Raw genomic sequence first — 22,868 nt, forward strand, 5'->3', positions numbered from 1 at the left:
GCGGCCTGACAGATCATGGCCGTCGTCATCGCGCTGACAGCCTCCCCTTCTCGATATCCCCTTCTCCATAAAGACGACAAGACTGCGCAAAAGAATATATTCCGCACCAATCTTGCTGGTGGCAGGGGTGGCGGCAAGGAACACCGTCAGCAGGATGGTTCGCCGTGGCCGCCTCGGTCCGATCCGACCGAAAAAGGGGGACTCATGGCTCTCTCGCACCCGGCACCGCTGACCGAAAATAAGCCGGCAGGACGAGGTTACCGATTTACCAGGGAGCAGCCATGACCGACCAGGGGACATTTAGCGTAGAGCCGCGRCACCCCGGCCATCCGGTGTCCTTCGAGATCGACTACCCGACAGGGGAGCGCGATCGACTCACCGTGTTCTTTCGAATTATCACGGTCATCCCGATCGCGGTCGTCCTCGCGGCGGTYGGCGGTACGGGATACGGCAGAAACAGTGCGATGTTCGGCGGCGGGCTGCTGTTCTTCGCTCCCCTGCTGCTGATTCTTTTCCGGCAGAGGTACCCGCGGTGGTGGTTCGACTGGAATGTCGCTCTACTGAGTTTCACGAACCGGGTCGTGGCCTATCTCACCCTGCTGCGGGACGAATATCCCTCGACGGAGGACGAACAGGCCGTCCACTTGACGATTCCCTATCCGGACGCCGCGCGTCTGAACCGCTGGCTGCCCCTGGTCAAGTGGCTGCTGGCGGTCCCGCACTACATCGCGCTGTTCTTCCTGTATATCGCGACGGTGGCGGCGATGATCGTCGGCTGGTTCGCCGTGCTCCTCACCGGACGCCTCCCGCGGGGACTGTTCGACTTCGTCGTCGGCGTGCTGCGCTGGACGAACCGGGTGGTCTGCTACGCGGTCATTCTGACCACGGACGACTACCCACCGTTCCGACTGCGGCCCTGAAAGGCCGTGGGTGACGGCACGGTTCCGAGGGTGGACAACCGACAGTGGGGTTCGGGTCGGCGGACGCCGTTGTCCGACCGGCCCTCGACGGATCAAGCTACGGCGGATGCCGCAGGCGCGGCCATCCAGGTCAGATCGGCCACGGTGACGACGAGTCGGCGGGCGACGTCGTCGGGCGACCGCCCCGCCTCCAACGCCTCCCGAATGGCCACCCCACGTGCTGTGCGCAGATCCAGTCTGCGCGGATGGTCAGCCCACATCAGATCATCTGCCAACGCGGCTCGCTCGAGCGGATCGGACACCTGCAGTACCTGTTCGTAGGACATCACGGGCCAATGGTTACGGCTAGTCGGATCTTTGGCAACATGTGCATGGCGACTTTCTGAGCATCGTGCGCACCCGATGCTCCCGCCATGGCCGTCCGGTGTCCGCTCGGGCAGACGTACCGACCACGGCGAGGCGACCGACGGTCAGGGCCAGGGGGTGAAGGCGAGGCAGACATCGTGGCCGCCGAAGCCGAACGACGTCGACAGCGCCGCGCCGGTCCGGATCGGCCTGTTGTCCATCGTCACCACGTCCAGCGTGATCTCGTCGTCGATCGCCTCGAGGTTGCGGGTCGCCGGGACCGTCCRCTCCCGCAACGTCAGCACGCAGAGCAGCGCCTCCACCGCGCCGGCCGCGCCCAGCAGATGTCCGGTCATCGACTTCGTCGACGTCACCGCGACACCGTCGAGCGCCGCGCCCAGCGCGCCGCGCAGCGCACGGCTCTCGGCGAGATCGCCAGCCGGTGTCCCCGAGGCATGCGCGTTCACGTGCACCACGTCCGCCGGGTCAAGACCGGCGGCGTGCAACGCCCGGCGCACGGCCCGCGCCGCCCCGGCTCCCGTCGGGTCGGGGGCTGCGACGTGATAGGCGTCGGCGCTGACCCCAGCGCCGGCCACGGTCGTGTAGACCCGGGCGCCGCGGGCGCGGGCGTGCTCGGCGGCCTCCAGGACGAACATCCCGGCACCCTCGCCGAGCACGAATCCGTCCCGGACTTTGTCGAACGGCCGGGACGCCGACTCCGGCGGGTCCTCACGGCGGGACAGCGCCTGCATCTGCGCGAATCCCACGAGCGGGAGCGGATGGACGGCGGCCTCCGTGCCACCGGCGACGGCGACATCCGCTCGACCGGCCTGGATCAGGTCGACGGCGGTGGCAATGGCCTCCGCACCGGACGCGCAGGCGCTCACCGGAGCGTGCACCCCGGCGCGGGCACCGAGCGCGAGACCCACCGCCGCGGCCGGTCCGTTCGGCATGAGCATCGGCACCAGGTGCGGGGACACCTGGCGCGCCCCGCGCTCCCGGAACACGTCGTACTGGTCGAGCAGGGTGGTGAGGCCGCCGACCCCGGAACCGACGACGACGGCGAAACGTTCCGGCTCCGGCGTGGGGGTGCCCGCGTCGGCCCAGGCTTCCCGGGCTGCGACGAGGGCAAGCCGCTGCCCCCGGTCGAGCGTGCGTGCCTCCACCCGGCCAAGCTGCGGCTCGACGGCCACCGGCGCGGCGATGCGGACCGGCAGCGACTGCGCCCACGGCTCATCGAGCCGGCGGATCCCGGATCGGCCGGCCAGCACGCCGCTCCACGTCGACGCGACGTCGCCGCCGAGCGGTGTCGTGGCCCCGAGACCGGTGACCACCACCTGCCGCGCCGCCTGCCGGCCCACCGCCTGCCTGGCTGTCGTCCGCCCGTTCGCCGTCGGGTCGGTCGTCTCGATGCTCACGCGACGCCTCCGGGAGTGAGGCTCAGCGGCAGCGACGTCAGGCCCCGCTGGATGAGGCGGCTCAGCAGGTCGTCAACGACCTGCTCGGCCCACGGCCGCATCCCCTCGATCGTGCGCGGGGTGAACGCCTTGCTCACCAGGCCGCGCAGCCGGGTGTGGCCGGGCGGTTCCATCTCCGGGTCGGACCGTGCGGGCCAATCCGGTGCTCCCAGGGACGGTGYGGCGGAATCCACGTGCGGCTCCGTTTCGATGCGCCGAGATCCAGGCGGGCGGAGGTCAGTGYCGGACCGGTGCCGGGGCCAGGTGCCGGACCGGTACCGGGCGGTCAGGACGCGTACAGCTCCTCGATCTCCTTGGYGTTCTCCTCCTCGATCACGGCACGGCGAAGCTTCAACGACGGGGTGAGCTGGCCGCCCTGGATGGTGAAGTCGTGGCTCAGGAGGCGGAACTTCCGCACCGACTCGGCCCGCGAGACCTGCGCGTTCGCCGCGTCGACCGCGGCGCTGACCTCGGCGACCAGCCGAGGGTCGGTGTGGGCGGCGGCCTCGTCCAGCTTGTGACCGCCTCGCCGGGCCCAGGCCTGCACGGCGGCCCGATCGAGGGTCACGAGGGCCGTCACGAACGGCCGGTTCTCMCCGATCACTATGGCGTTGCTGACCAGCGGGTGCAGCCGGATGCGGTCCTCCAGCGGTGCCGGCGAGACGTTCTTCCCCCCGGTGGTGATAATGATCTCCTTGATTCGACCGGTGATGTGGAGATACCCGTCGTCGTCGAGCCGACCGAGGTCACCGGTGCGCAACCACGGCTCGTGCGCGCCCGTCCGATCCGGCCAGTAGCCCGGCGAGACCTGCGGCCCAGCCACCAGGACCTCGCCCTCGTCGCTGATCGCGACGGTGGTCGCCGGCAGCGGACGGCCCGTGCTGCCCGGCCGGTCGAGCCCGGGAGCGCTGATGCTGACGGCCGTCGAGGCCTCGGTCAGCCCGTAGGCGCCGAGGACGTGCACCCCGACCCCGGTGAGGAACTCGGCGGTGGAGGGGTCGAGCGTCGCTCCCCCGCACACGACGTGGCGCAGGCGCCCGCCGAACGCCGCGCGCAACCGGCGGTACACCAGCCGGTCGAACAGCGGAGCCTGAAGCCGCGTGACGAGCCCCAGGCCGCCCTGCCCACGCCGGGCCCGACCCAGCACGCAGGCGGTCCGTTCGGCCGCGGCGAACAGGCGCCCCGAGAGTCCGCCCGCCGCCGCCGCCCGCGCGCCCTTGCGCATCTTCTCCAGCGCCGACGGAACGGTGATCAGGAAGGTGGGGCGGAAGGTGCGCAGCGCCGGGACGAGGCCCCCGGGGTCCGGCAGCAGGGCCGTCCGCACTCCGGCCCACAGACACCCGATCATGGTCACACGCCCGAACACGTGCGAGAGCGGAAGGAAAAGAATGGTACTGGCCGAGCCGGTGGCCGGACGCATCACCGGGTCCAGCCGCTCCACCGAGTTGACGGCGGCGGAGAAGACGTTCGCGTGGGTCAGCAGGCAGCCCTTCGGCACGCCGGTCGTCCCGCTGGTGTAGACGATTGYCGCGAGGTCGTCGGCCCGGACCGCGTCCCGGCGGCGGAGCACCTCGGACTCCGCGACGGACTGACCGGCGGTGCCGAGTGCCGACACGGCCTCGTCCAGCGACCAGACGCGCGTCGCGGGAAGACCCGCTGACAGGACCAGGCGCTCGTGGTCGGGTGTCTCGACGAAGCACCACGAGGCCTTGGAGTCACCGATGATGTGGTCGACCTGGTGGGCCGAGGAGGTCGGGTAGACGGGGACGGTGACCGCGCCGATGCTCCAGATCGCGAAGTCGGCAACGGCCCAGCCGTAACCGGTCCGACCCATGATCGCAACCCGGTCGCCAACCCCGACGTCGTGCGCCACCAGGCCCCTGGCGACGGCCGCGACGTCGAAGCAGAACCGGCCCGCGGTCACATCGCGCCAGCCTCCGTCCACCTGATGGGCCAGAACCGGCCGGTCGGCGACCATGGCRACCTCAGTAAGGACGGCGGCGGCCAGCCCTCGGTCGGCGGGCAGCTCAGTACCTCCGGGCACCCGCAGAATGTTCACAGTTGATCCCCTGATCCCCGTTCCCGGACGCGCACAGGTCAGCCCGGATGGTCGACGAAAAATCCCCTATTAAATGCGATGGAAAAGACGATGACAAAGACGTTCCGACATCGCACCCATCACTCCAAATGGCACCGCGAGTGGAACGGGACAAGCCCGGCCGCTTCTTCATGCTAACCGTCTTCCCAGCCCATGTGAATGGGTACGGACGTCGCTGTGGAGCTGACCGCGATGGTTTTCTCTGATCGATCCATTGTTCAGGCCTGCCGATCTTCAGGCCTGCCGGTCTTCAGGCCTGCCGGATCAGCGAGCACGCACCGGCGGTCACCGAGGTCAAGGCCGCGGGCGTGCTCCGCGGCCTTGGTGCCGGGCCGGTCGCCGGCTCGTCCGACCTGGACGGATCCAGGGACGGCGGTCCCAGGAACGGCCCGGCGGCGTCGAGGCTGTTGAGGAAGGCCGTGACGACGGGCTGCGGATCCGGACGCCAGACCGCGTACGCGCCGACAGTCGGTACCGGGTCGACGAGCCGCACCGCGACGGGGCCCTTCGTGGGCACATGCGCGCCGCGATCCGCCGACGCGAAGGCCACCACCGGCCTGGTCGTGACGACGATGCCGGTGGCGCCGGAGTCGTCGACCTCCTCTGCCACACTCAGGCGGATGCCACAGCGGTCGGCGGCGGCGAGGATAGCGTCGTGCATCGCCGGGCTCTGTTCCCGGCGGAACAGCACGCATCYCTGGCCCGCCAGCTCCCGGAACGAGACCTGGCGACGGTCCGCCCACGGATGGTTTCGCCCGACGAGCGCCACCAGCGGCACGGTGAAGACCCGATGGGACCGCAACTGGGCCGCGAGAGGCCCGGCGAACACGAGCGCGACGTCGAGTTTTCCCGCGGTGAGGGCGGACAGCTGGGGGCCGCTGCGAGCCTCCCAGAGAGTGGTCGAGACGTTCGGGTAGTCAGCGTTGAGCCGTAGCAGGGTGGGTTGGAGGACCCGTTCCCCGGCGGGGAAGTTGAACCCGATGGAGATCCGACCGGTCCGGCCGRAAGCGGCCTCCCTGGCCGCCCGGACCGCCTGTCGTGCCTGTTCCAGCAGACGTCGTGCCTCCATCTCGAAGGCCCGGCCCGCCGGGGTCAACCGGACCTCCCGGGAGGTCCGGTTGACCAGTTCGACACCGATGTCACGTTCGAGACGCTGGAGCTGCTGACTGAGAGAGGGCTGGGCCAGATGGAGCCTGGCCGCGGCCCGGCCGAAGTGGAGTTCTTCTGCGATCGCCAAGAAAGAGACGAGGTATCGGAAATCGATCTTGCTCTCCATGGTACCTCCCGCGGACACGCTAGCGATCCCGAAAAACTACGGGTGAATACGGCGTGTGGAGATACGGAAGGTACGGTGTAAGATTCGCCCGACGTGGCATCCACCACGCCTCCGACCTGGCACTTGACTTCGAGCAGAATATCAGAAGCGGCTCGATCCGCGACTTTGCGGCACTATCCCCGGAAGCGGACGGGGAGCTCCGCCAGTCCTCGGATGAGCAGGTTGGATTTGTAGGGCGGCGAATCGACGAGAAGCTCGGCGGACCGGACCCGGTGGAGGAACCCCGCCAGGAAGATCTCCATCTCGAGCAACGCCAACGGCGCGCCGAGGCAGTAGTGGTGACCGAGGCTGAACGACAGGTGCCGGGACGCGCCGGAGCCCGCCACGTAGCGGCGCACATCGAGACGGTCCGGGTCGTCGAATGCCTCCGGATCACGATTGGCGCAAGCGATCAACGCCACCACACCCTCACCCGGGGAAAAGGTTCGGCCACCCACCGTCATCTCCCGGGTCGCTGCCCGGGTGTTGAGGTGGATCGGGGAGTCATAGCGTAGCAGCTCGTCGACGGCGGGCCGGATGAGATCCGGTTCGTCGCGCAGCAACGCCGTCTGGTCGGGGTTACGCAGCAACGCCAGCGCCCCGTTGCCGACCAGGTTGACCGTCGTCTCGTGGCCGGCAATCAGCAGGGTCACGCAGGTGCCGAGCAGTTCGTCCTCGGTCAGCCGATCACCCTGCTCCTCGACGGCAGCCAGCGCGCTGAGCAGATCGTCGCCACCGCTGCGGCGGCTGCGCGCGACCAGCGCACGGAAGTAGGCGAGAAACTCGGGGATGGCGTCGTTACGCTCCRCCAACGCCTCCGGAGACATCAGGACGTCCGGGTCGAACGCCCTGGCCAACGCCTGCGACCAGATCTGGATGATGCCGTGGTCGGCCGCCGGCACCCCGAGGATCTCACAAATGATCGTGAGTGGCAGCGGGTACGCGATCGTCTCGATGAGGTCGAACTCTCCGGCCCGCAGCGCGGTGTCGAGCAGATCGTCGACGAGGGCGGTGATACGCGGCCGCAGATCGGCGACCCGACCCGGGGTGAACGCCTTACTCACCAGGCCGCGCAGCCGGGTGTGGTCCGGCGGCTCCATCCACAGGAACGTCGCCGGGAACTCCTCGGCGGGCAAGGTGGGATGCAGCTGGTGGGCCTCCTGATCGTGCCCCCAGCTCTGGTTGGACAGTACCGCTACACAGTCGTCGTGCCGGGTGGCGACCCGCAGTCCGAACGGCRTCTCGTGCAGCCTGCCGGCTGCCCGCAGGCGCGCATAGAGCGGATAGGGATTCGGCCTGTTCGCGGGATCGAACAACGCGGCCAGCAGATCAGGCGCCTGGTCCGGGAGCGGTTTCCCGTGGTCGGCCGCGACGCCGGTACCGGCGTCCGCCCCGGCGAATACGGAATCGGTTGTGACTGCCATGACGTGCTCCTCATCGTCGGTCCGACGAATGCCGGCGCGGGTGGTGCCACGGAGCTCGGTTCACGGTGGGTCTCCACCTGGAAGCGCCCCGGGACCTGTGCGTTCAGGCCACCTGCCCGGAGCCTGATCGCGGCGGTGAGAAATGAGGGAATGGAGGCGATGGATGGGATGAGTAAGGACGGTGGCGGCGGGTGGGGACCCTCAGTTCCGTTCCCGAGTCTTGTCTCCTGACCCTTGTCTCCGGATTCCGGCCGGACACGGGAAACTTGCTTCGGTCGCGGTCGCGGTCGCGCGCCGAGCCGGCGACCCGGCGACCCGGCGACCCKGCGAGGTGATCGGTACATTTGATACCACCAGGACGACACCCAGGTGAACTCCCAGGAAACCATCGGATGAATTTTCCGACCGCCGGAACGATTCGGTGATGTATTGTCGGCCCTGATGGATCAATAGATTACCTAAATTTTTGTTGACGAACGACCACCATACCCACGAGCCTTTTCCTGCCGCCCGCGGCATTCATCAGCACATCCGATCATCAGTACACCCGACGGACAGAGATCAGTACACCCGACGGGCGAGTACACCCGACGGGCGGCCCGATCGGCTGCTGTTCGGCCGCCGTCGCCTCGGTGCCGGCCGGGCCCCATCCGTCGCACGGACGCGGAAGACACCCGGACGCGGAAGACAGGAGCGCGGATCATGCCTGCCATCCGGAGCGAGGTCACCTCGCCCACCTCCGCCATCTCGCCCATGTCTCCGACTCTCCATCCGCGGCCGGGCCCCCCACGGTCGGCGACGACCGGCGGGCCGACCCACGCGACCCACGGCAGCCACCCGACCGGCACGACCGGCACGACCGACGCTCGCGGGCACCATGAGCCGCTCGACGCCGAGACGTTGCACGACGCACTGGACGTCGCGGCCGCCCGGCATCCCGACACGCCCGTCACGTTCCCGTCCACCCACGAGGTGATCTCGCTGCGGGACCTCGCGGCCACCTCCCGGATCATCGCGGCCGCGCTGACGACGGACGGGGTCCAGGCCGGCGAGCGGGTTGGGGTGCTGGCCGCGAACTCGGCCGAGTTTCTGCTCGCGCTCTTCGCGATCAGTCGGGCGGGCGCGGCGGCCTGTCCGCTGCCACTGCCGACCACCGCGCACGACCTCAACGGCTATGCCGACCGGGTCTCGCGCACTACGGCGGCCGCGGGCATCCACCGGGTGGTCACCGGCGGCCGAGTGTCGGCCATCCTGCGCCGCACGGCCGACCGGCTCGGCGGACTCCGGTTCCTCCCCGCGGCTGACCTGGTCCGCGACGTCGGTCCCGCCACGCCCACACGCCAGCCACATCCGGGTCCCGAATGCCCGGTGGGTGCGGTGGGTGCGGTGGGTGCGGACGACGTCGCGATCGTGCAGTTCACCTCCGGCAGCACCGCGGCCCCGAAGGGCGTGGTGCTCAGCCACCGCGCCGTGCTGTGCGGCATCCGCGCGATCATCGACGGCATCCGGCTCGGTGAAGGCGATCACGGCGGAATCTGGTTGCCGCTGTTCCACGACATGGGGCTGTTCGCGACCCTCAGCGCGATCWTGACCGGCATCCCGATGACCGTCTGGTCCCCGGCGGACTTCGTCCGTGACCCCGCCGGCTGGCTGCGCTCGTTCCTCGCCAGCGGCGCCACGATCTCGCCGGCGCCGAACTTCGCCTACGACGACCTCGTCCGGGCGATCGACCCAGACGAGGTACCCGGGCTGGACATGCGCCGGTGGCGCGTCGCGCTGAACGGAGCCGAGCCGGTCTCCGCGGTCGGCGTCGAGCGCTTCCTCGACCACTTCGCGCCGGCCGGGTTCGCCCCCACGGCGATGTTCCCCGTGTACGGGATGGCCGAGGCCACCCTGGCCGTGGCCTTCCCGCCGCTGGGCCGCGCCCCCGTGGTCACCTGGGTCGACCGGGACCGACTCGCCGCCGAGGGAATCGTGACGGAGGTCCCGCGCGAGCATCCGCGCGCCAAGGGGCTGGTCGCCGTCGGCCGGCCGGTCCGCGACATCCGGATTCGCATCGCCGACCTGCACGGTGACGTCCTGGCCGATCCGCTCGGCGACGGTCTGGCGCCGAGCCTGCGGGTGGGCGAGATCCAGATCCGGGGTGGTTCGGTCACCTCGGGCTACCTCACCGCGGGGGGCCTGACGACCGGGGGCTTCACAGCGGACGGCTGGCTGCGCACCGGCGACCTCGGCTTCCAGCGCGGCGACGATCTGTTCGTGACCGGCCGGGACAAGGAAATGATCATTATACGCGGCGTGAACTACTACCCCGAGGACGCCGAAGCGGCGGTGCGTGACCTTCCGGGCGTGCACCGACGTCGCGTCGTCGCCTTCGGCTCCCCCGACCAGCCGGACGCCGCCGGCAGCCCTCCGGACGCCACCGGAGCGAAGGCTGCCGGCGGCGTCACGGTGGTCGGCGAGACCGCGCTGACCGAGCCCGCGGACCGAGYCCGACTCGCGACCGACCTGCGGATGGCGGCGACTGCGGCGCTGGGGCTGTCCACGGTGACGGTGCGTCTGGTCGAGCCCGGCGCGCTGCCCCGCACCTCCAGCGGCAAATTCCAACGGCTGGCGGTACGCGACCTGGTCGGGCGCGGCGTGCTCTGACCCGCAAGCCCAGCGTCCAATTCCGCACACCCACCGCGTTCCGCGCCCATCGACCAGGGAGCCCGATGCACAGCCACCTGATGACGCCGAGCCCTGACGGCCCGCGGGAAGCCGACGATCCGGAGGACTACCTGAGCGTGCCGTGGTCCGTGCTCGCGGACTATCGGTGTTTCGGCTGCTCGCCGCACAATCCGCACGGGCTGCAACTACGCTTCTCCGCCCACGCCGACGGCATCTCGACCCGTTTCCGGCTCGAACGCCGGCACGAGTCCTATCCCGGCGTCGTGCACGGTGGCCTCATCGGAGTGATCGTCGATGAGACGATGGGCAATCTGATCGTGCTGCAGGTCGGGCTCACCGCGTTCACCACCGCGCTGCGGGTACGCTACCTCGCCCCGCTGAGCGTCGGCGCCGAATACCGCTGCGTCGCCCGGCTGCGCGGCGTCCCGGATGCTACCCCCGGCCGCGGGGACGCGGCACCGGTCGGCGGCACGGCCGGCGGCACGGCCGGCGGCGTAAGCGGCGGCAGAGCAAACGGGCTGGTGCACGCCGAGGCCGAGCTCCTCGACGAGGCCGGGACGCTGCTCGCGACCGCAAGCGCGACCTACCGCCCGACCCCGATGGACACCGCCCGGGACCGGATGATGCTGAATCCGACCGAGGCCGACCGCGTCGCGCAGGCGCTGGCGGCGACGCTCACCAGACCACCGGCCACCGGGTCCACCGCCGCCGGCCTCCCCACCTCAGAGGAGCACTGAATGTCCGTGTCGTATACGGAGATCGTCACCACCGTCACCGCCATCGTCGCTCGTGAGCTCGGCATCCCGATCGAGGACCTGGCTGCGGACGCCGATCTGCGCTCCGTGGAGGGTGYGGACTCGGTGAAGGTGCTCCGGATGATCGCCCGGGTGGAACGCGAGTACGACGTCGAGCTCGAGGACGATGACGTCTTCTCGGCGGTCACCGTCGCCGAGGTCGCCGACGTCGTCCAGGCTGCGCTGCAGGTGCAGGCCGCATGAGCTCGCCCGTCACCACCGCGCCGGAGGCGGCGGCGGGCCTCGCCACCGAACCCACGACGAGCACCGAACCCACGACGAGCACCGAACCCACGACGAGCGACACCAATCAGCACTACGACCTGCCGCCCGAGGTCTTCGGCCTGTTCCTCGATCCCCTGCGCAAGTACAGCTCGGGTCTCTACCGCACGGAGCACGACACCCTCGAGCAGGCGCAGATCGCCAAGCTCCACTTCGTCGCCGATCGGCTCGGCCTGCGCCGCGGTGGTCGCGTCCTCGACATCGGATGCGGTTGGGGCTCGCTGACGCTGTTCATGGCGGTCGAGTACGAAGCCGAGGTCGTCGGGGTCTCCCCCGCAGGGCGACAGCACGCCTACATCGCGCAGCGAGCCGCCGAGCTCGGCGTGAGCGACCGCGTCACCACGATCCAGGGCCACTTCGAGACGGTCGAGCTGCCCTCGGGGAGTTTCGACGCGGTGACGATGCTCGGCTCGATCGTGCACATGCCCGACCTCGATGTCGTGTTCCGGCGGGCCCGGGCGCTGCTGCGCCGCGACGGACGGCTGTACGTGTCGGAAAGCTGCTTTCGCAACGCGGCCACCCGGGCGGCGTTCGACCATCGGGAAGGGACCRAGTTCGTCCGCGCATCGATCTTCGGCTGGGGGGACATGCGGCCGCTGTCCGACCTCGTCGCCGGCGCCGAGGACGCCGGTTTCTCCCTGGCGAGCCTCGACGATCTCACCGACGACTACCGGCGCACCATCGACGACTGGCTGGTGAACGTCGACGCGGCCGCGGAGCGGATCGACGCGATCCGCCCGGGAACGGCCGCGACGCTGCGCCGCTATCTGGAGGTCGCGAACGCCGGCTGGGGCTACACCACCAAGCACTACGCGCTGGTGTGCCGCAAGGCACGCTGACCGCCGCCGAGCGAGGAACGGGATCCACATCATGACGGCATCCGACATTCTCCGGCCGGCGTTCGGCCAGGCCCGCGGCGTCGAACCACCGCGAGCCCCCGCACGCCCGGCCCTGGCGCCGCTGCTTCCTCCCGCCGAGGTCGAGGCGGCCGTCATCGCCTTCCACCAGGCGGGTTCCACCACCCGCCGCTTCGACGTCGAATCGACGTTCGCCTGGGAGAACGCCGACGCCGGTCGGCTCACCGAGGGACAGCGCTCCGCGGTCCGGTTCATCACGTTGATCGAGGACCACCTGCCCGGCTACTTCGGCGTGTACGAGCGGGCCTTCCCGCTGAACCCCGACGTCGACGTCGAGACCTTCGTGCACAACCGGGAGCTTTACCACTTCACCGTGCGTTGGGCGCAGGAGGAGGACAGCCACGCCCGGGCACTGTTCCGCTACCAGGTCGCCGCCGGCATCGCCGATCCCGACGAGCTGCGGCGGGAACTGGCGACCGAGGGGCGCAAGCACTTCGAACTGCCGCACGACCACGCGGTCTCGCTGTTCGCCTACGCCCTGGTCCAGGAGAAGGCGACCCAGCTGTACTACCAGCAGCTGCGGGCGGTCGTCGGCGATCCGGTGTTGGCCGATCTGCTGAACCGGCTCGCCAAGGACGAGGCCCGGCACTTCACCTTCATGGCCGACATCGTGGAACGGTACCTGCGCCGCCACGGCGACGCCGTCATCGAGCCGATCCGGGAGGTTATCGCGCACTTCCGGATGCCACTGGCCGACACGATCCGGGGTTACTGGCGCTGGGCCCTGCGGATCGCCGAGACTGCCCGCTACGATCACACCGACGCCTACCCGCACCTCATCCGAGTGGTCAACCGGGCGGTCGACGTCCGCACCGACAAGGTCGACGAACTGGTTCGCTTCGTCGACGCCTGCCGGTCGACGACCCTGGACACCCCGTAGGTCCCTGCCAGGACCAGCGCAGCAGCAGTGGCCGTCCCACGAACCGGCGGCCGGTGAATTTGCGGGAGCTGAGCGCGGTCCGCGATCCCTGGACCGTGCTCAGCTCCCCACGACTCGGCCGCCACACGATCACGCGCACGATCACGCGGACGCGTCCCGGCTGGGACGCGTCCGCGTGGATGGCCGCACGGGAAACTACCGGATCCGTTCGTGACAGGCCCGGTACCGGCAAACCCGGCACCGTCAGGCCCGGTACTGACGAACTCGATCGCCGAAGCGGTCAGGGCATCGCCTCCACCAACGCCTGCCGGATGTCGGAGTTCCGGTTGAACTCCCGGCCGAGAACGCTGCCGAGCGCCTTGCGGATCTTCACTTGGAGCTGTTCCAGCGTATCCGGCTCGGAAACCCGCAAGAACACCTCGAACGCGGTGTCAATGGTCTCGTGGCCCTGAAGATCCTCGAGCAGGCGGTGCTTGAACTCCCCCACCGGATGCTTGATCCGGTTGTTCGACATGTAGAAGTGGAACGTCTCCAACACGGACACGAGCTCGTGCGGATTCCGCTCCAGCCGGMGCTTCGCGAAGTACATGAACTCCCGGGCATGACCGGCCTCGTCCCGGCTGGCGCGCAGCATGAGGTCCGCCAGCACCGGCTCGCGCACCCACTCCGACATCGTCCRGTAGACCGTGTTCACCGTCATCTCCGAGATGACGTTGGTGATCAAAGTGGCGCTCGGCGTGGTGYCCGGCACGTAGGGCTCGCGCAACGCCTCGATCCGGCGCTGGTCKATCTGGGCGTCCACCGCCTGCAGYCACGCCCGGAAGGCGTAGTGGTGCTGGAGCTCCTGGTAGCCCCAGATGTTCACGAAGGCAGAGCAGTCGTAATCGTCGGTGAACTCGTTGAGAAAGCCGTGCACCGCCGCGAYGGAGGTGGCCTCACCCATGACCGCACCCTTGACCAGCGCAATATACTCGGGCTGGACAAGATCCCTGCGGATCTCGTCCAGCGGCAGGTCGACCAGCTTCCACTGCAGCCGCTCATAGTGCTGGAATACGTCAAAGCTGTGCGCGTTCTCGATGGTGTCGGAGGTCGCCATGCTGGAATCTCCCCTGGCCCGGTCCCGTCGACCTGTGCGGACTCGTTTCTATTTCACCACAGTTGGTTCGACAATATCAACGGCCAGTCATTACGTCATCCCATCGATCGATGGGAACAGGCTATGGCGCCCACGACGAAGTCCTTGGATTTTTATGATGTTCTCGCCCAGGATTCCGGGAAGATTAACCCACGAGTCGATCCGGCGGGCCGCCAATACCTCATGGCTGCTCTGGCTCCATGAACCTGCTCCAGGCACCTGCTCCATGCACCGCGCGAGAGACCGGGCAAGAGGGAGTTCATGTGACACCTGCTGCGCACGCTGCTGACGCGGGTCGAGAAGCTGGAGCTGCCTGGAGCCGCTCAGCGACAGCCGCCAGGACAAGCCGAACGTCAACTTCCGCGGCCCTGACGGACTCCCGGCCGCCCCGCGGCAGCCGGGGGCACGCCGTCGTCCTCGGCGCCGGGATGGCCGGGCTCCTCGCGGCCCGGGTGACGGCCGAGTTCTTCGACCGGGTGACGATCATCGAACGAGACGACCTCACCACCGAGGGTACTCGCCGCGGCGTCGCGCAGGGATCCCATCTGCACGCCCTCACCGAACGAGGCCGGTTGTGCCTGGAGGAGCTGTTCCCCGGGTTCACCGACACCGTGACCGGCCACGGCGCGCCTCGCGCCCACATGCTCGTCGAGACCCGGTGGTACGTCCGCGGGCGGCGATTGTACCCCACCGACACCGGGCTCACCTCCCTGCTGGCGAGCCGGCCGCTGCTGGAGAGCGTGCTGCGGGAGGCCGTACTCGCCCGTTCCCAGGTCCGCCTGCTGCAGYGGGTGCGCGCCGTTGGGCTGGTGGGCCGGCCCGGCCCGGGCGGTCCGGACGAACCCGGCCGGATCGTCGGGGTCCGGGTCGAACGCCTCGACAGTGGCCCGCGGCCGGACGACGCCCGAGTCAACGGCACCCAAGCCAACGGCACCCGGCCCGACAGCAGCACCTGGCCCGGCGGGGTACGCCCTGCGGATGCGCACCTCGACGGCGGCGAGGTCATCGAGGCGGAGCTGGTCGTCGACGCGACCGGCCGCGGCTCCCGGGCAGCGGACTGGCTCGCCGCGCACGGGCTGCCCGTGCCCGTGCGCGAGCAGGTCGACGTCGACCTCGGCTACGCATCCCGCGTCTACCGGCGACGCGCGAGCGACCTCGACGGCCAACGTGCGGTTATCATCTCGACGATCCCCGGGCTGCGCGGCGGTGGCGCCGTCGCGCAGGAGGACGATCGGTGGATCGTCACCCTGGCCGGCATGCTCGGCGAGCATCCGCCCACCGACCCGGACGGGTTCGCCCGCTTCGCGGCAACCCTGCCCRCTCCCGACATCGCCCGGCTCATCGCCGACGCCGAGCCGCTCGGGGATCCGACCCCCTACCGCTTTCGCGGATCGGTGCGACGCCCGTACGCACGCCTGCGCGAGCCCAGCGCCGGCTTCGTCGCCCTCGGGGACGCGGTGTGCAGCCTCAACCCGCTGTACGCCCAGGGGATGACGGTCGCGGCCCAGCAGGCGCTGGCGCTGCGGGACGCCCTGCGGGACACGCCGGACGCGCTCGGCCCACCCGCCGCCCGCACCGACGCCGATCTGCCCCGGCGGTTCTTCACCGCCGCGGCCGTTCCCGCCGACTTGGCCTGGGCTCTGGCCACCGGAAATGATCTAGGATACCCACAGGTGCAGGGGCGGCGCACCCCGCGGATCAGGCTGGTCAACGCCTATCTGCCCCACGTGCACGCCGCCGCGCATACCGACCCGGTGGTGGCCCGGGTGTTCATGCGAATCATCAATCTGGTCGAACCGCCGTCGGCCCTGCTGCGACCGGACGTCCTCACTCGGGTGCTACGCGCCCGCCGCTCCTGATCCTCCACGCCGGCGGCCGGCTCCGGGTGCCGTGGGATGCGCACGTGCCCGGGACCGCGCCGGGCCGGGAATCCCCGCCTCAGCCACCGAGCTGGGCGGGTTCACGGCTGGACACCACTCGCGCTCATGGCCGCGACGACACGTTCACGGTGTTTCGCCGCGTAGGCTTCTCGATTGTTCAGTCGGGGRAACTGTTCCCCCGGAACCGGCACACCGAGGAAGTCGCACAGGGGCCCCCACCCCTGGGCGACGTCGAATACCAACAGACGGTCGGCTGAGATCTCGCGTTGCACCGCGGCATTGTGCTCCGCGAAGACCTGTAGGGCGTGGTCCTTGTCTGCGAAACGCCCCTTGAAGACACCGTCCCACACCACCAGATTCATCATGGTGATCACGCGCATGGCTTCCGCGCTCATTCGCGCCGGTCGGTTCGATATCGCCTGGAACAGTGTGCTCCGCGCACTGTCATACCACTTTTCCGGGTCGCGAACCGTAAGAATCACTCGAGCCGACGGGTAGTGGTCCGCAAGCTCCCGCCAGAACCGGGCTCCCGGCCAATCGACTGTCGATCTGTRCTGGCCGTACAGCGAGTCCCAGTCCACAGGAGCGCCTTCAGCGGCACTCGTCCATGCGGCAATGGTCTCTCGGTGCGCGAGGACCTCGTCCATGTGATGACAAGGGCCGTAACCGAGCTGTTCGAGGGCCAACTTGAGCGAAAGCGTTCCGGTGCGCCCGAAGCCCGCACCAATGATGTTGATCATTTCCCTCCTCCGTAGACAACGGATGCAACATTAACGACCATTCCGTTGCGAGTCCAGAGGGAATTTTAATAATCTACCATTCTGGTAGGGATTGTGTAGTTGTAAGTATCCTAACTGCCCACACCCGGTTGTCCGGTGTAGTTTTATGGAGGATTCAGGATTCARGATTCACCACGGCGCCGCGGCCAGGCGGGCACGGCCTCCGCCGGGGATAGCGGACACGCGGGCAGCGGCCCCGCCGCCGGGTCAGCTGCCGCCGCCACTGCCGCCGGTGACCTCGATGTGCCTGGGCTGACTCTTCCTGGACTTGGCGAGCCGGATCGTCAGCACCCCGTCGTCCAGCGACGCACTGACYGACTCCGGGTCCACCTCGCCCGGCAGCACGATGCGATGTTCAAACCTGCCCACCCGGCGGGTCTGACGGCGTAGCACGCCCTTCCGTTCCCGCTCCTTGATCTCACCGGTGACCCGAAGCTCGTTATCCTGCAGGTCGATCGAGACATCGCGGCCGCGCACCCCGGGGAGCTCGAGTTCGACGATGTAGGCATCGTCGGTCTCCTCGATGTCGACCGGGATGACGGCGGCGGCCAGCAGTCCCACCGGTCGGCCTTCCGCGCCACCGACGACCTCATCGAGCAGGCTTCCCATCCGGGTCCAGGCGTCCTCGATCTCCCGGAACGGATCCCACCTGATCACCGGGGCCGGACGTTGGCTGCTTCGCACCGGAAATGCCATGATGTTCCTCCACTCGTCAATATCATTTCGACATCATTCGATTCGACCACACAATCAGCTGTTATCGGTCAAACACTTCCATCGCCGTCTCCCTGGTCGTCGGCGGGTAAATCGGCCGCGGCGGGAAACACTGACCACTGCTTCGGGGTTGTTCCGCAACCGCCGGAACGGTGAACAACCGGCGCGACCTCTCCGGGACGGCCACCGCCTGGGCACACAGCACCCGGGCAGGTGTGGAGGCCGCGAAGCACGGCGGTCCCGCCATCCCCTCGAATCAGTTTTCCTCATCAAGACGAGCCGGCGGGACCCTGGCCCTGTCCGCTGACGGACAATGAGCCCAAAGTCCTTCTGCCCAGCTCCGCCCGCACGAAACCACAGCCGGGCGACGGTGCGGGCATCGCGGCATCCCGCCCTGCCCCGGCTGGTCGCGCGGCTGAACGCACTCCCAGGGGCTCCTCGAGCACCTCGGCGACCAGCCCGCGATCGTGACCACGCTGCAGGAATGGCATGACATCCTCGCGGCTGTCAGCCGGCAATCCGCCGAGACGGATCCGCTGCCAGTGGCACAGTGGCGTGCGCTCGCGGCCGGCCTGCCGCGTTCCCCGGAGCCCGCCGAGGGCGCGCGTCAGACCGCCGCGGCCGGCACCGGGGCGAGGGCGAGACCCGTCCCCGGCAGGGCGGCCCGCACCTCGGCGGCGAGCAGGTTCCAGTCCGTCACGCGGGCCGAGGTCAAGCGGTAGGCCAGGCCGACGCGCCGGTGCGGCGCGGGCCGGCGGAACGTGGCGACGGCCAGGCCCCGCCCCTCGCCGACCTCGACTCCGACAGCGGCGGCGGGGACGAGGGTCAGCCCCAGGCCACCGGCGACCATCTGGACGATCGTCGACAGGCTCGCCGCACGCAGGGTGGAACGCTCCCGTGCCCCTGCCTCCCGGCAGACCTCGAGTGCCTGGGCCCGGAAGCAGTGCCCGTCCTCCAGCAGGAGCAGGTCCTGCCCGCCGATGGCTGCGACCGGCACGGCAACGCCACCCGCCAGCGGGTGCTCCGCGGGGGTGACGAGGACAAAGTCCTCGTCGTACAGCGGGATCTCGGCTGTCCCCGGCTCATCGGTGGGCAGAGCGAGCAACGCGAGATCGAGCGCACCGCCGCGCAGCTCCGCCAGCAGGGTGGCCGTCTGAGACTCCCGCAGCCGCAGCCGCGCCTGCGGCCACCGTTCCCGCAGCGTCGGCAGCAGCTGTGGGAGCAGGTAGGGGGCCACCGTGGGGATGACCCCAAGACGGATGTCACCGACCAGGGGTTCCCGGGCCCGGATGGCCAGTTCACCGATGTCGTCGACGGCACCCAGTACCCCCCGGGCCCGCCGGACGATCTCCTCCCCGAGCCCGGTGAGCAGGACGCTGCGGGTGGTGCGTTCCACGAGCTGGACGCCCAGGGTGCGCTCAAGCGCCGCCACCGCGCTGGACAGCGTCGGCTGGCTGACGTGCAGGGCCGCCGCGGCGCGGCCGAAGTGCCGGTGATCGGCCACTCCGACGAGGGCGCGCAGCTGGGCCAGGGTCGGGTGCGGACTAGCCATAGATTGAGGCTATCAAAGTTGCGGAATTTTTCGATTTCYCTTCCGAGTCGCCGACCGTGACAGTGTGACAGTTATGACAGTGGAGTCATCCCTGCGCGGCTTCTCGATCGACGAGGCCGTCAACGAGGCCATCAACGACGGCCGCGGCCATCTACTGGGGCCGGCGCCCCGGCTGTTCCACCGCACGCGTTCCTGATCGCTCCTGATCCGTCTATGCCCGGAGGGTCCCATGTCCGAGAACCATGACGCAGTCGTGTACAACACGAACGCGGAGAACGGCGGTGRCTGCCCGGTCGCGCACAGGCGCGCCCCGCACCCCACCCAGGGCGGCGGAAACCGCGGCTGGTGGCCGAACCGGCTCAACCTGAAGATCCTCGCCAAGAACCCCGCCGTGGCCAACCCCCTCGGCGGGGAGTTCACCTATGCCGAGGCCTTCCGGACCCTCGACCTCGCCGCCGTGAAGCAGGACATCGCGGCGGTGCTGACTACCTCGCAGGCCTGGTGGCCGGCCGACTACGGTCACTACGGCCCGTTCATCATCCGGATGGCGTGGCACAGCGCGGGCACCTACCGCATCAGCGACGGTCGCGGTGGTGCGGGTGCCGGCCAGCTGCGTTTCGCTCCCCTCAACAGCTGGCCGGACAACGCGAACCTCGACAAGGMTCGCCGCCTGCTGTGGCCGGTCAAGAAGAAGTACGGTCAGAAGATCTCATGGGCCGATCTGATGATCCTCGCCGGCAACGTCGCCCTGGAGTCGATGGGCTTCGAGACCTTCGGCTTCGCCGGCGGTCGGGTGGACGTCTGGGAGCCTGACGAGGACGTCTACTGGGGCCCCGAGACCACCTGGCTCGACGACGAGCGCTACACCGGCGACCGGGAGCTCGAGAATCCCCTCGCCGCCGTCCAGATGGGTCTCATCTACGTCAACCCGGAGGGCCCGAACGGCAACCCGGACCCGATCGCCGCGGCGCGCGACATCCGCGAGACGTTCCGCCGGATGGCGATGAACGACGAGGAGACGGTCGCCCTGATCGCCGGCGGCCACACCTTCGGCAAGACCCACGGCGCGGCCAACCCGGACGAGCACGTCGGCCCGGAGCCCGAGGGCGCCCCCATCGAGGAGCAGGGCTTCGGCTGGACGAGCACCTTCGGCACCGGCAGGGGTGGGGACACGATCACCAGCGGGCTTGAGGGTGCGTGGACGAACACCCCGGTGAGCTGGGACAACAGCTTCTTCGAGATCCTGTTCAGCTACGAGTGGGAGCTGACGAAGAGCCCCGCCGGTGCGAACCAGTGGAAGCCGAAGGACGGTGCCGGTGCCGGCACCGTCCCCGACGCCCACGACGCAGCGAAAAGCCACGCCCCCACGATGCTGACGACGGACCTCGCCCTCCGGTTCGACCCGATCTACGAGCCCATCTCGCGGCGCTTCCTGGAGAATCCGAGCGCGTTCGCGGACGCGTTCGCCCGGGCGTGGTTCAAGCTGACGCATCGTGACCTGGGGCCGGTCGCGCGCTACCTCGGCCCGGAGGTCCCGACCGAGACGCTGCTGTGGCAGGACCCGCTCCCGGCGGTGGCCCACGAGCTCATCGACGCCGCGGACGTCGCCACTCTCAAGGGTCAGATCCTTGCCTCGGGCCTGTCGGTCTCCCAGCTGGTCTCCACCGCGTGGGCGTCGGCCTCGACGTTCCGCGGTGGTGACAAGCGCGGCGGCGCCAACGGTGCGCGCATCCGCCTCGAACCACAGCGCGGTTGGGAGGTCAACGAACCCGACCAGCTGGCGGCGGTCCTGCGCACGCTGACGAGAATCCAGGAGGTCTTCAACGCCGCCCAGACCGGCGGCAAGCAGGTCTCACTCGCCGACCTGATCGTGCTCGCCGGTGGTGTTGCCGTCGAGCAGGCCGCCGCGAACGCCGGCTTCGACGTCGAGGTCCCCTTCGCACCGGGACGTACCGACGCGTCGCAGGAGCAGACCGACGTGGAGTCGTTCGCGGTGCTCGAGCCGACGGCGGACGGGTTCCGCAACTACCTGGGGAAGGGCCACCGCCTGCCGGCTGAGTACCTTCTGCTCGACCGGGCGAACCAGCTGACCCTGAGCGCCCCCGAGCTGACGGTCCTCGTCGGTGGTCTGCGGGTCCTGGGCGCCAACTACCAGCAGTCGCCGCTCGGCGYCTTCACCGCGACCCCCGGGTCGCTGACGAACGACTTCTTCGTCAACCTGCTCGAGCTGGGCACGACGTGGAAGACGACGTCCGAGGACGCGAACACCTTCGAGGGCCGCGATGCCGCCACGGGCAAGGTCAGGTGGACCGGCAGCCGCGCCGACCTCGTCTTCGGTTCAAACTCCGAACTGCGCGCGCTCGCGGAGGTCTACGCGAGCGACGACGCGCGGGAGAAGTTCGTGCACGACTTTGTCGCGGCGTGGGTCAAGGTGATGAACCTCGACCGGTTCGACCTCGTCTGATCCTGGTTCACCTCGCCCGATCCTGACGTCCAGGTCGGCCCGTGCCGGGCCACCTGGACGTCCTCGGTCCCGTCGCCATGGGCCTGAGGACGTGACGGTCGTGACGGTCGTGACGGTCGTGACGGTCGTGACGAGCTCGTCCGCCGAACAGGTGCCGGCGGCCGATCGGCGTGACAGGCGTCACCAGCACCCCCATACCTTCAGATAATCGACTGATCCTGCTAGACAGAACCAGTACCCGGGGAAACCTCGACGTCGCAGTACGATCCCGCGGGGACGACCATGATCCTTTGTGATCCCGTGCCGCCCCTGCCGGAACGGCTCCCTCCCGCCGCCCAGGCCGTCCAGCCGCTGTCCCGGCCACGCTCCCCGTTCCCGTACTAAGCCGGGGSTCAACGGCTCTCGCCTTCGAAGATCTCCCTCACCGCCGCCGCGCGCGGGACGAGCGGTAGCGTGCGCGCCGCCAGCCTTCCTCTGGACACGCCTGGCGACTGGCCCGCGCGCCCACCCGAGGCACGGGAGAAACCCTCGGCATCCGGTCTCCTCGATCCCCTGCTGCTCTCTGTGCCCAGCCCTGGGCCGGCGACCGCCACGGTTCGGCGCACCGGCTGCCGTTGCACCGTTCGTCTCCCTCCCCCTCGACACGGAGGTCGAGGCGGCGGTCACCGTGCGACGCGTAGGTCGACAACTCACTGTAGTCGACTCCGAGCTCGGATCGGCGGGATCCCGGGCGAGCGTGCTTGTGCGTTTTCTCGTCTCGCGCCTCACCGTCCATTGACCCCTTCAAGGACGCGCTGGTCAACGCCTGTTCGAGGGACCAGACGGAGCGGGGACCGCGGCAGTCCGGTCGAGCGCGCCCGCACCCGGGCCGAGTCGRTCAGGTCGACATTTTTATTAACTCTGCGTAACAGAATGCGGAATACAACGTGGTCCTTCACCGCCCCGGACCGGAGGACCACCCCCATCGCTGCCACAATGCGACTTCGTAAGCACGGTTCGTAGTCAGACGGCACCAAAGACCACTAGCCACACATCCGACATCGCAGTCCGGAGTCTGGGGAATACCAGATTCCGGACAGCACGATCATCAGGGGGATCAAGAGATCATGACGTTAACGCATCCGACCGAGACGCCGACGAGCCTGATGACCGGGCATCCGGTTCGGCTGGCCCGCCCGGGGGAGACGGACGACCGCGAGTCGCGCCCCGCCCGGGACACCACCACGACAATCACCCGAACCG

Annotated in this window: 19 protein-coding genes; 9 read left to right on the forward strand and 10 right to left on the reverse strand. The window is 69.2% G+C overall.

The genetic code is table 11. The annotated features are described in order from the left end of the window. Nucleotides 1-281 precede the first annotated feature (281 nt). The gene (locus Manayef4_RS16860) at nt 282-920 is read left to right on the forward strand and encodes a DUF4389 domain-containing protein (RefSeq protein ID WP_011436370.1); all 639 of its coding nucleotides are present in this window, start codon (nt 282-284) and stop codon (nt 918-920) included. A gap of 92 nt (nt 921-1,012) precedes the next feature. On the opposite strand, the gene Manayef4_RS16865 is transcribed toward Manayef4_RS16860, so the two are convergent. The 6 genes from Manayef4_RS16865 to Manayef4_RS16890 all read right to left on the reverse strand — a co-directional run bounded on the left by Manayef4_RS16865 (nt 1,013) and on the right by Manayef4_RS16890 (nt 7,559). Then, nucleotides 1,013-1,246 carry a hypothetical protein gene (locus Manayef4_RS16865; protein ID WP_023841713.1) on the reverse strand — a complete coding sequence of 78 codons (234 nt, stop codon included), beginning with the start codon at nt 1,244-1,246 and terminating at the stop codon, nt 1,013-1,015. Nucleotides 1,247-1,390: 144 nt separating this feature from the next. Next, entirely contained in the window at nt 1,391-2,626 is a 1,236-nt protein-coding gene (locus Manayef4_RS16870; protein ID WP_070132225.1) for a beta-ketoacyl-ACP synthase II, read from the reverse strand. 53 nt (nt 2,627-2,679) lie between these two features. Further along, nucleotides 2,680-2,856 (reverse strand): hypothetical protein, encoded by a 177-nt coding sequence (locus Manayef4_RS26480; RefSeq protein WP_175443410.1) that lies wholly within the window; start codon nt 2,854-2,856, stop codon nt 2,680-2,682. A gap of 152 nt (nt 2,857-3,008) precedes the next feature. Next, nucleotides 3,009-4,781 carry an AMP-dependent synthetase/ligase gene (locus tag Manayef4_RS16880; RefSeq protein ID WP_070132215.1) on the reverse strand — a complete coding sequence of 591 codons (1,773 nt, stop codon included), beginning with the start codon at nt 4,779-4,781 and terminating at the stop codon, nt 3,009-3,011. Between the two features lie 289 nt (nt 4,782-5,070). Then, nucleotides 5,071-6,096, reverse strand: a complete 1,026-nt coding sequence (locus tag Manayef4_RS16885) for a LysR family transcriptional regulator (RefSeq protein WP_070132216.1) — start codon at nt 6,094-6,096, stop codon at nt 5,071-5,073. Nucleotides 6,097-6,269: 173 nt separating this feature from the next. Then, complete coding sequence (locus tag Manayef4_RS16890) at nt 6,270-7,559, reverse strand: cytochrome P450 (RefSeq protein ID WP_070132217.1); 1,290 nt, start codon at nt 7,557-7,559, stop codon at nt 6,270-6,272. Between the two features lie 702 nt (nt 7,560-8,261). Here Manayef4_RS16890 and Manayef4_RS16895 point away from each other — a divergent pair. The 5 genes from Manayef4_RS16895 to Manayef4_RS16915 all read left to right on the forward strand — a co-directional run bounded on the left by Manayef4_RS16895 (nt 8,262) and on the right by Manayef4_RS16915 (nt 13,102). Next, nucleotides 8,262-10,208, forward strand: a complete 1,947-nt coding sequence (locus Manayef4_RS16895; RefSeq protein WP_083282514.1) for an AMP-binding protein — start codon at nt 8,262-8,264, stop codon at nt 10,206-10,208. Nucleotides 10,209-10,273: 65 nt separating this feature from the next. After that, nucleotides 10,274-10,966: a PaaI family thioesterase gene (locus Manayef4_RS16900; RefSeq protein WP_023841711.1), complete on the forward strand. Its 693-nt coding sequence runs from the start codon at nt 10,274-10,276 to the stop codon at nt 10,964-10,966. Then, nucleotides 10,967-11,227: an acyl carrier protein gene (locus tag Manayef4_RS16905; RefSeq protein ID WP_070132218.1), complete on the forward strand. Its 261-nt coding sequence runs from the start codon at nt 10,967-10,969 to the stop codon at nt 11,225-11,227. Continuing rightward, nucleotides 11,224-12,144, forward strand: a complete 921-nt coding sequence (locus Manayef4_RS16910) for a class I SAM-dependent methyltransferase (RefSeq protein ID WP_070132219.1) — start codon at nt 11,224-11,226, stop codon at nt 12,142-12,144. The genes Manayef4_RS16905 and Manayef4_RS16910 overlap by 4 nt, the downstream gene beginning before the upstream one ends. A gap of 31 nt (nt 12,145-12,175) precedes the next feature. Beyond that, entirely contained in the window at nt 12,176-13,102 is a 927-nt protein-coding gene (locus Manayef4_RS16915; RefSeq protein WP_011436359.1) for an acyl-ACP desaturase, read from the forward strand. Between the two features lie 280 nt (nt 13,103-13,382). Here Manayef4_RS16915 and Manayef4_RS16920 read toward each other — a convergent pair whose 3' ends face one another. Then, nucleotides 13,383-14,198, reverse strand: a complete 816-nt coding sequence (locus tag Manayef4_RS16920) for a ferritin-like domain-containing protein (protein WP_070132220.1) — start codon at nt 14,196-14,198, stop codon at nt 13,383-13,385. A 467-nt stretch (nt 14,199-14,665) separates the two neighbouring features. Here Manayef4_RS16920 and Manayef4_RS16925 point away from each other — a divergent pair, with 467 nt between their 5' ends. Then, the gene (locus tag Manayef4_RS16925; RefSeq protein ID WP_254665700.1) at nt 14,666-16,096 is read left to right on the forward strand and encodes an FAD-dependent oxidoreductase; all 1,431 of its coding nucleotides are present in this window, start codon (nt 14,666-14,668) and stop codon (nt 16,094-16,096) included. A 101-nt stretch (nt 16,097-16,197) separates the two neighbouring features. Here Manayef4_RS16925 and Manayef4_RS16930 read toward each other — a convergent pair whose 3' ends face one another. The 3 genes from Manayef4_RS16930 to Manayef4_RS16940 all read right to left on the reverse strand — a co-directional run bounded on the left by Manayef4_RS16930 (nt 16,198) and on the right by Manayef4_RS16940 (nt 19,162). Then, nucleotides 16,198-16,857 (reverse strand): sulfotransferase family protein, encoded by a 660-nt coding sequence (locus Manayef4_RS16930; protein ID WP_070132222.1) that lies wholly within the window; start codon nt 16,855-16,857, stop codon nt 16,198-16,200. 246 nt (nt 16,858-17,103) lie between these two features. Continuing rightward, complete coding sequence (locus tag Manayef4_RS16935; protein WP_011436356.1) at nt 17,104-17,592, reverse strand: Hsp20/alpha crystallin family protein; 489 nt, start codon at nt 17,590-17,592, stop codon at nt 17,104-17,106. Between the two features lie 625 nt (nt 17,593-18,217). Further along, the gene (locus tag Manayef4_RS16940) at nt 18,218-19,162 is read right to left on the reverse strand and encodes a LysR substrate-binding domain-containing protein (protein WP_011436355.1); all 945 of its coding nucleotides are present in this window, start codon (nt 19,160-19,162) and stop codon (nt 18,218-18,220) included. 64 nt (nt 19,163-19,226) lie between these two features. On the opposite strand from Manayef4_RS16940, the gene Manayef4_RS26395 reads away from it, so the two are divergent. After that, nucleotides 19,227-19,358, forward strand: coding sequence for a hypothetical protein (locus tag Manayef4_RS26395; protein ID WP_255353890.1), 132 nt, complete (start codon nt 19,227-19,229; stop codon nt 19,356-19,358). Between the two features lie 33 nt (nt 19,359-19,391). Further along, on the forward strand, nt 19,392-21,626 hold the full coding sequence (katG, locus tag Manayef4_RS16945; RefSeq protein WP_070132223.1) for a catalase/peroxidase HPI: 2,235 nt from the start codon (nt 19,392-19,394) through the stop codon (nt 21,624-21,626). Nucleotides 21,627-22,868 lie beyond the last annotated feature (1,242 nt).

This window comes from Frankia sp. CgMI4 (assembly GCF_001756285.1).
GTDB classification, from domain to species: Bacteria; Actinomycetota; Actinomycetes; order Frankiales; family Frankiaceae; genus Frankia; species Frankia casuarinae.

Excerpts from the sequence above, each read along its gene's own strand:
- Manayef4_RS16865 (WP_023841713.1), bottom strand. The coding sequence starts at position 1,246 with ATGTCCTACGAACAGGTACTGCAGGTGTCCGATCCGCTCGAGCGAGCC.
- Manayef4_RS26480 (WP_175443410.1), bottom strand. The coding sequence starts at position 2,856 with ATGGAACCGCCCGGCCACACCCGGCTGCGCGGCCTGGTGAGCAAGGCG.
- Manayef4_RS16900 (WP_023841711.1), top strand. The coding sequence starts at position 10,274 with ATGCACAGCCACCTGATGACGCCGAGCCCTGACGGCCCGCGGGAAGCC.
- Manayef4_RS16915 (WP_011436359.1), top strand. The coding sequence starts at position 12,176 with ATGACGGCATCCGACATTCTCCGGCCGGCGTTCGGCCAGGCCCGCGGC.
- Manayef4_RS16940 (WP_011436355.1), bottom strand. The coding sequence starts at position 19,162 with ATGGCTAGTCCGCACCCGACCCTGGCCCAGCTGCGCGCCCTCGTCGGA.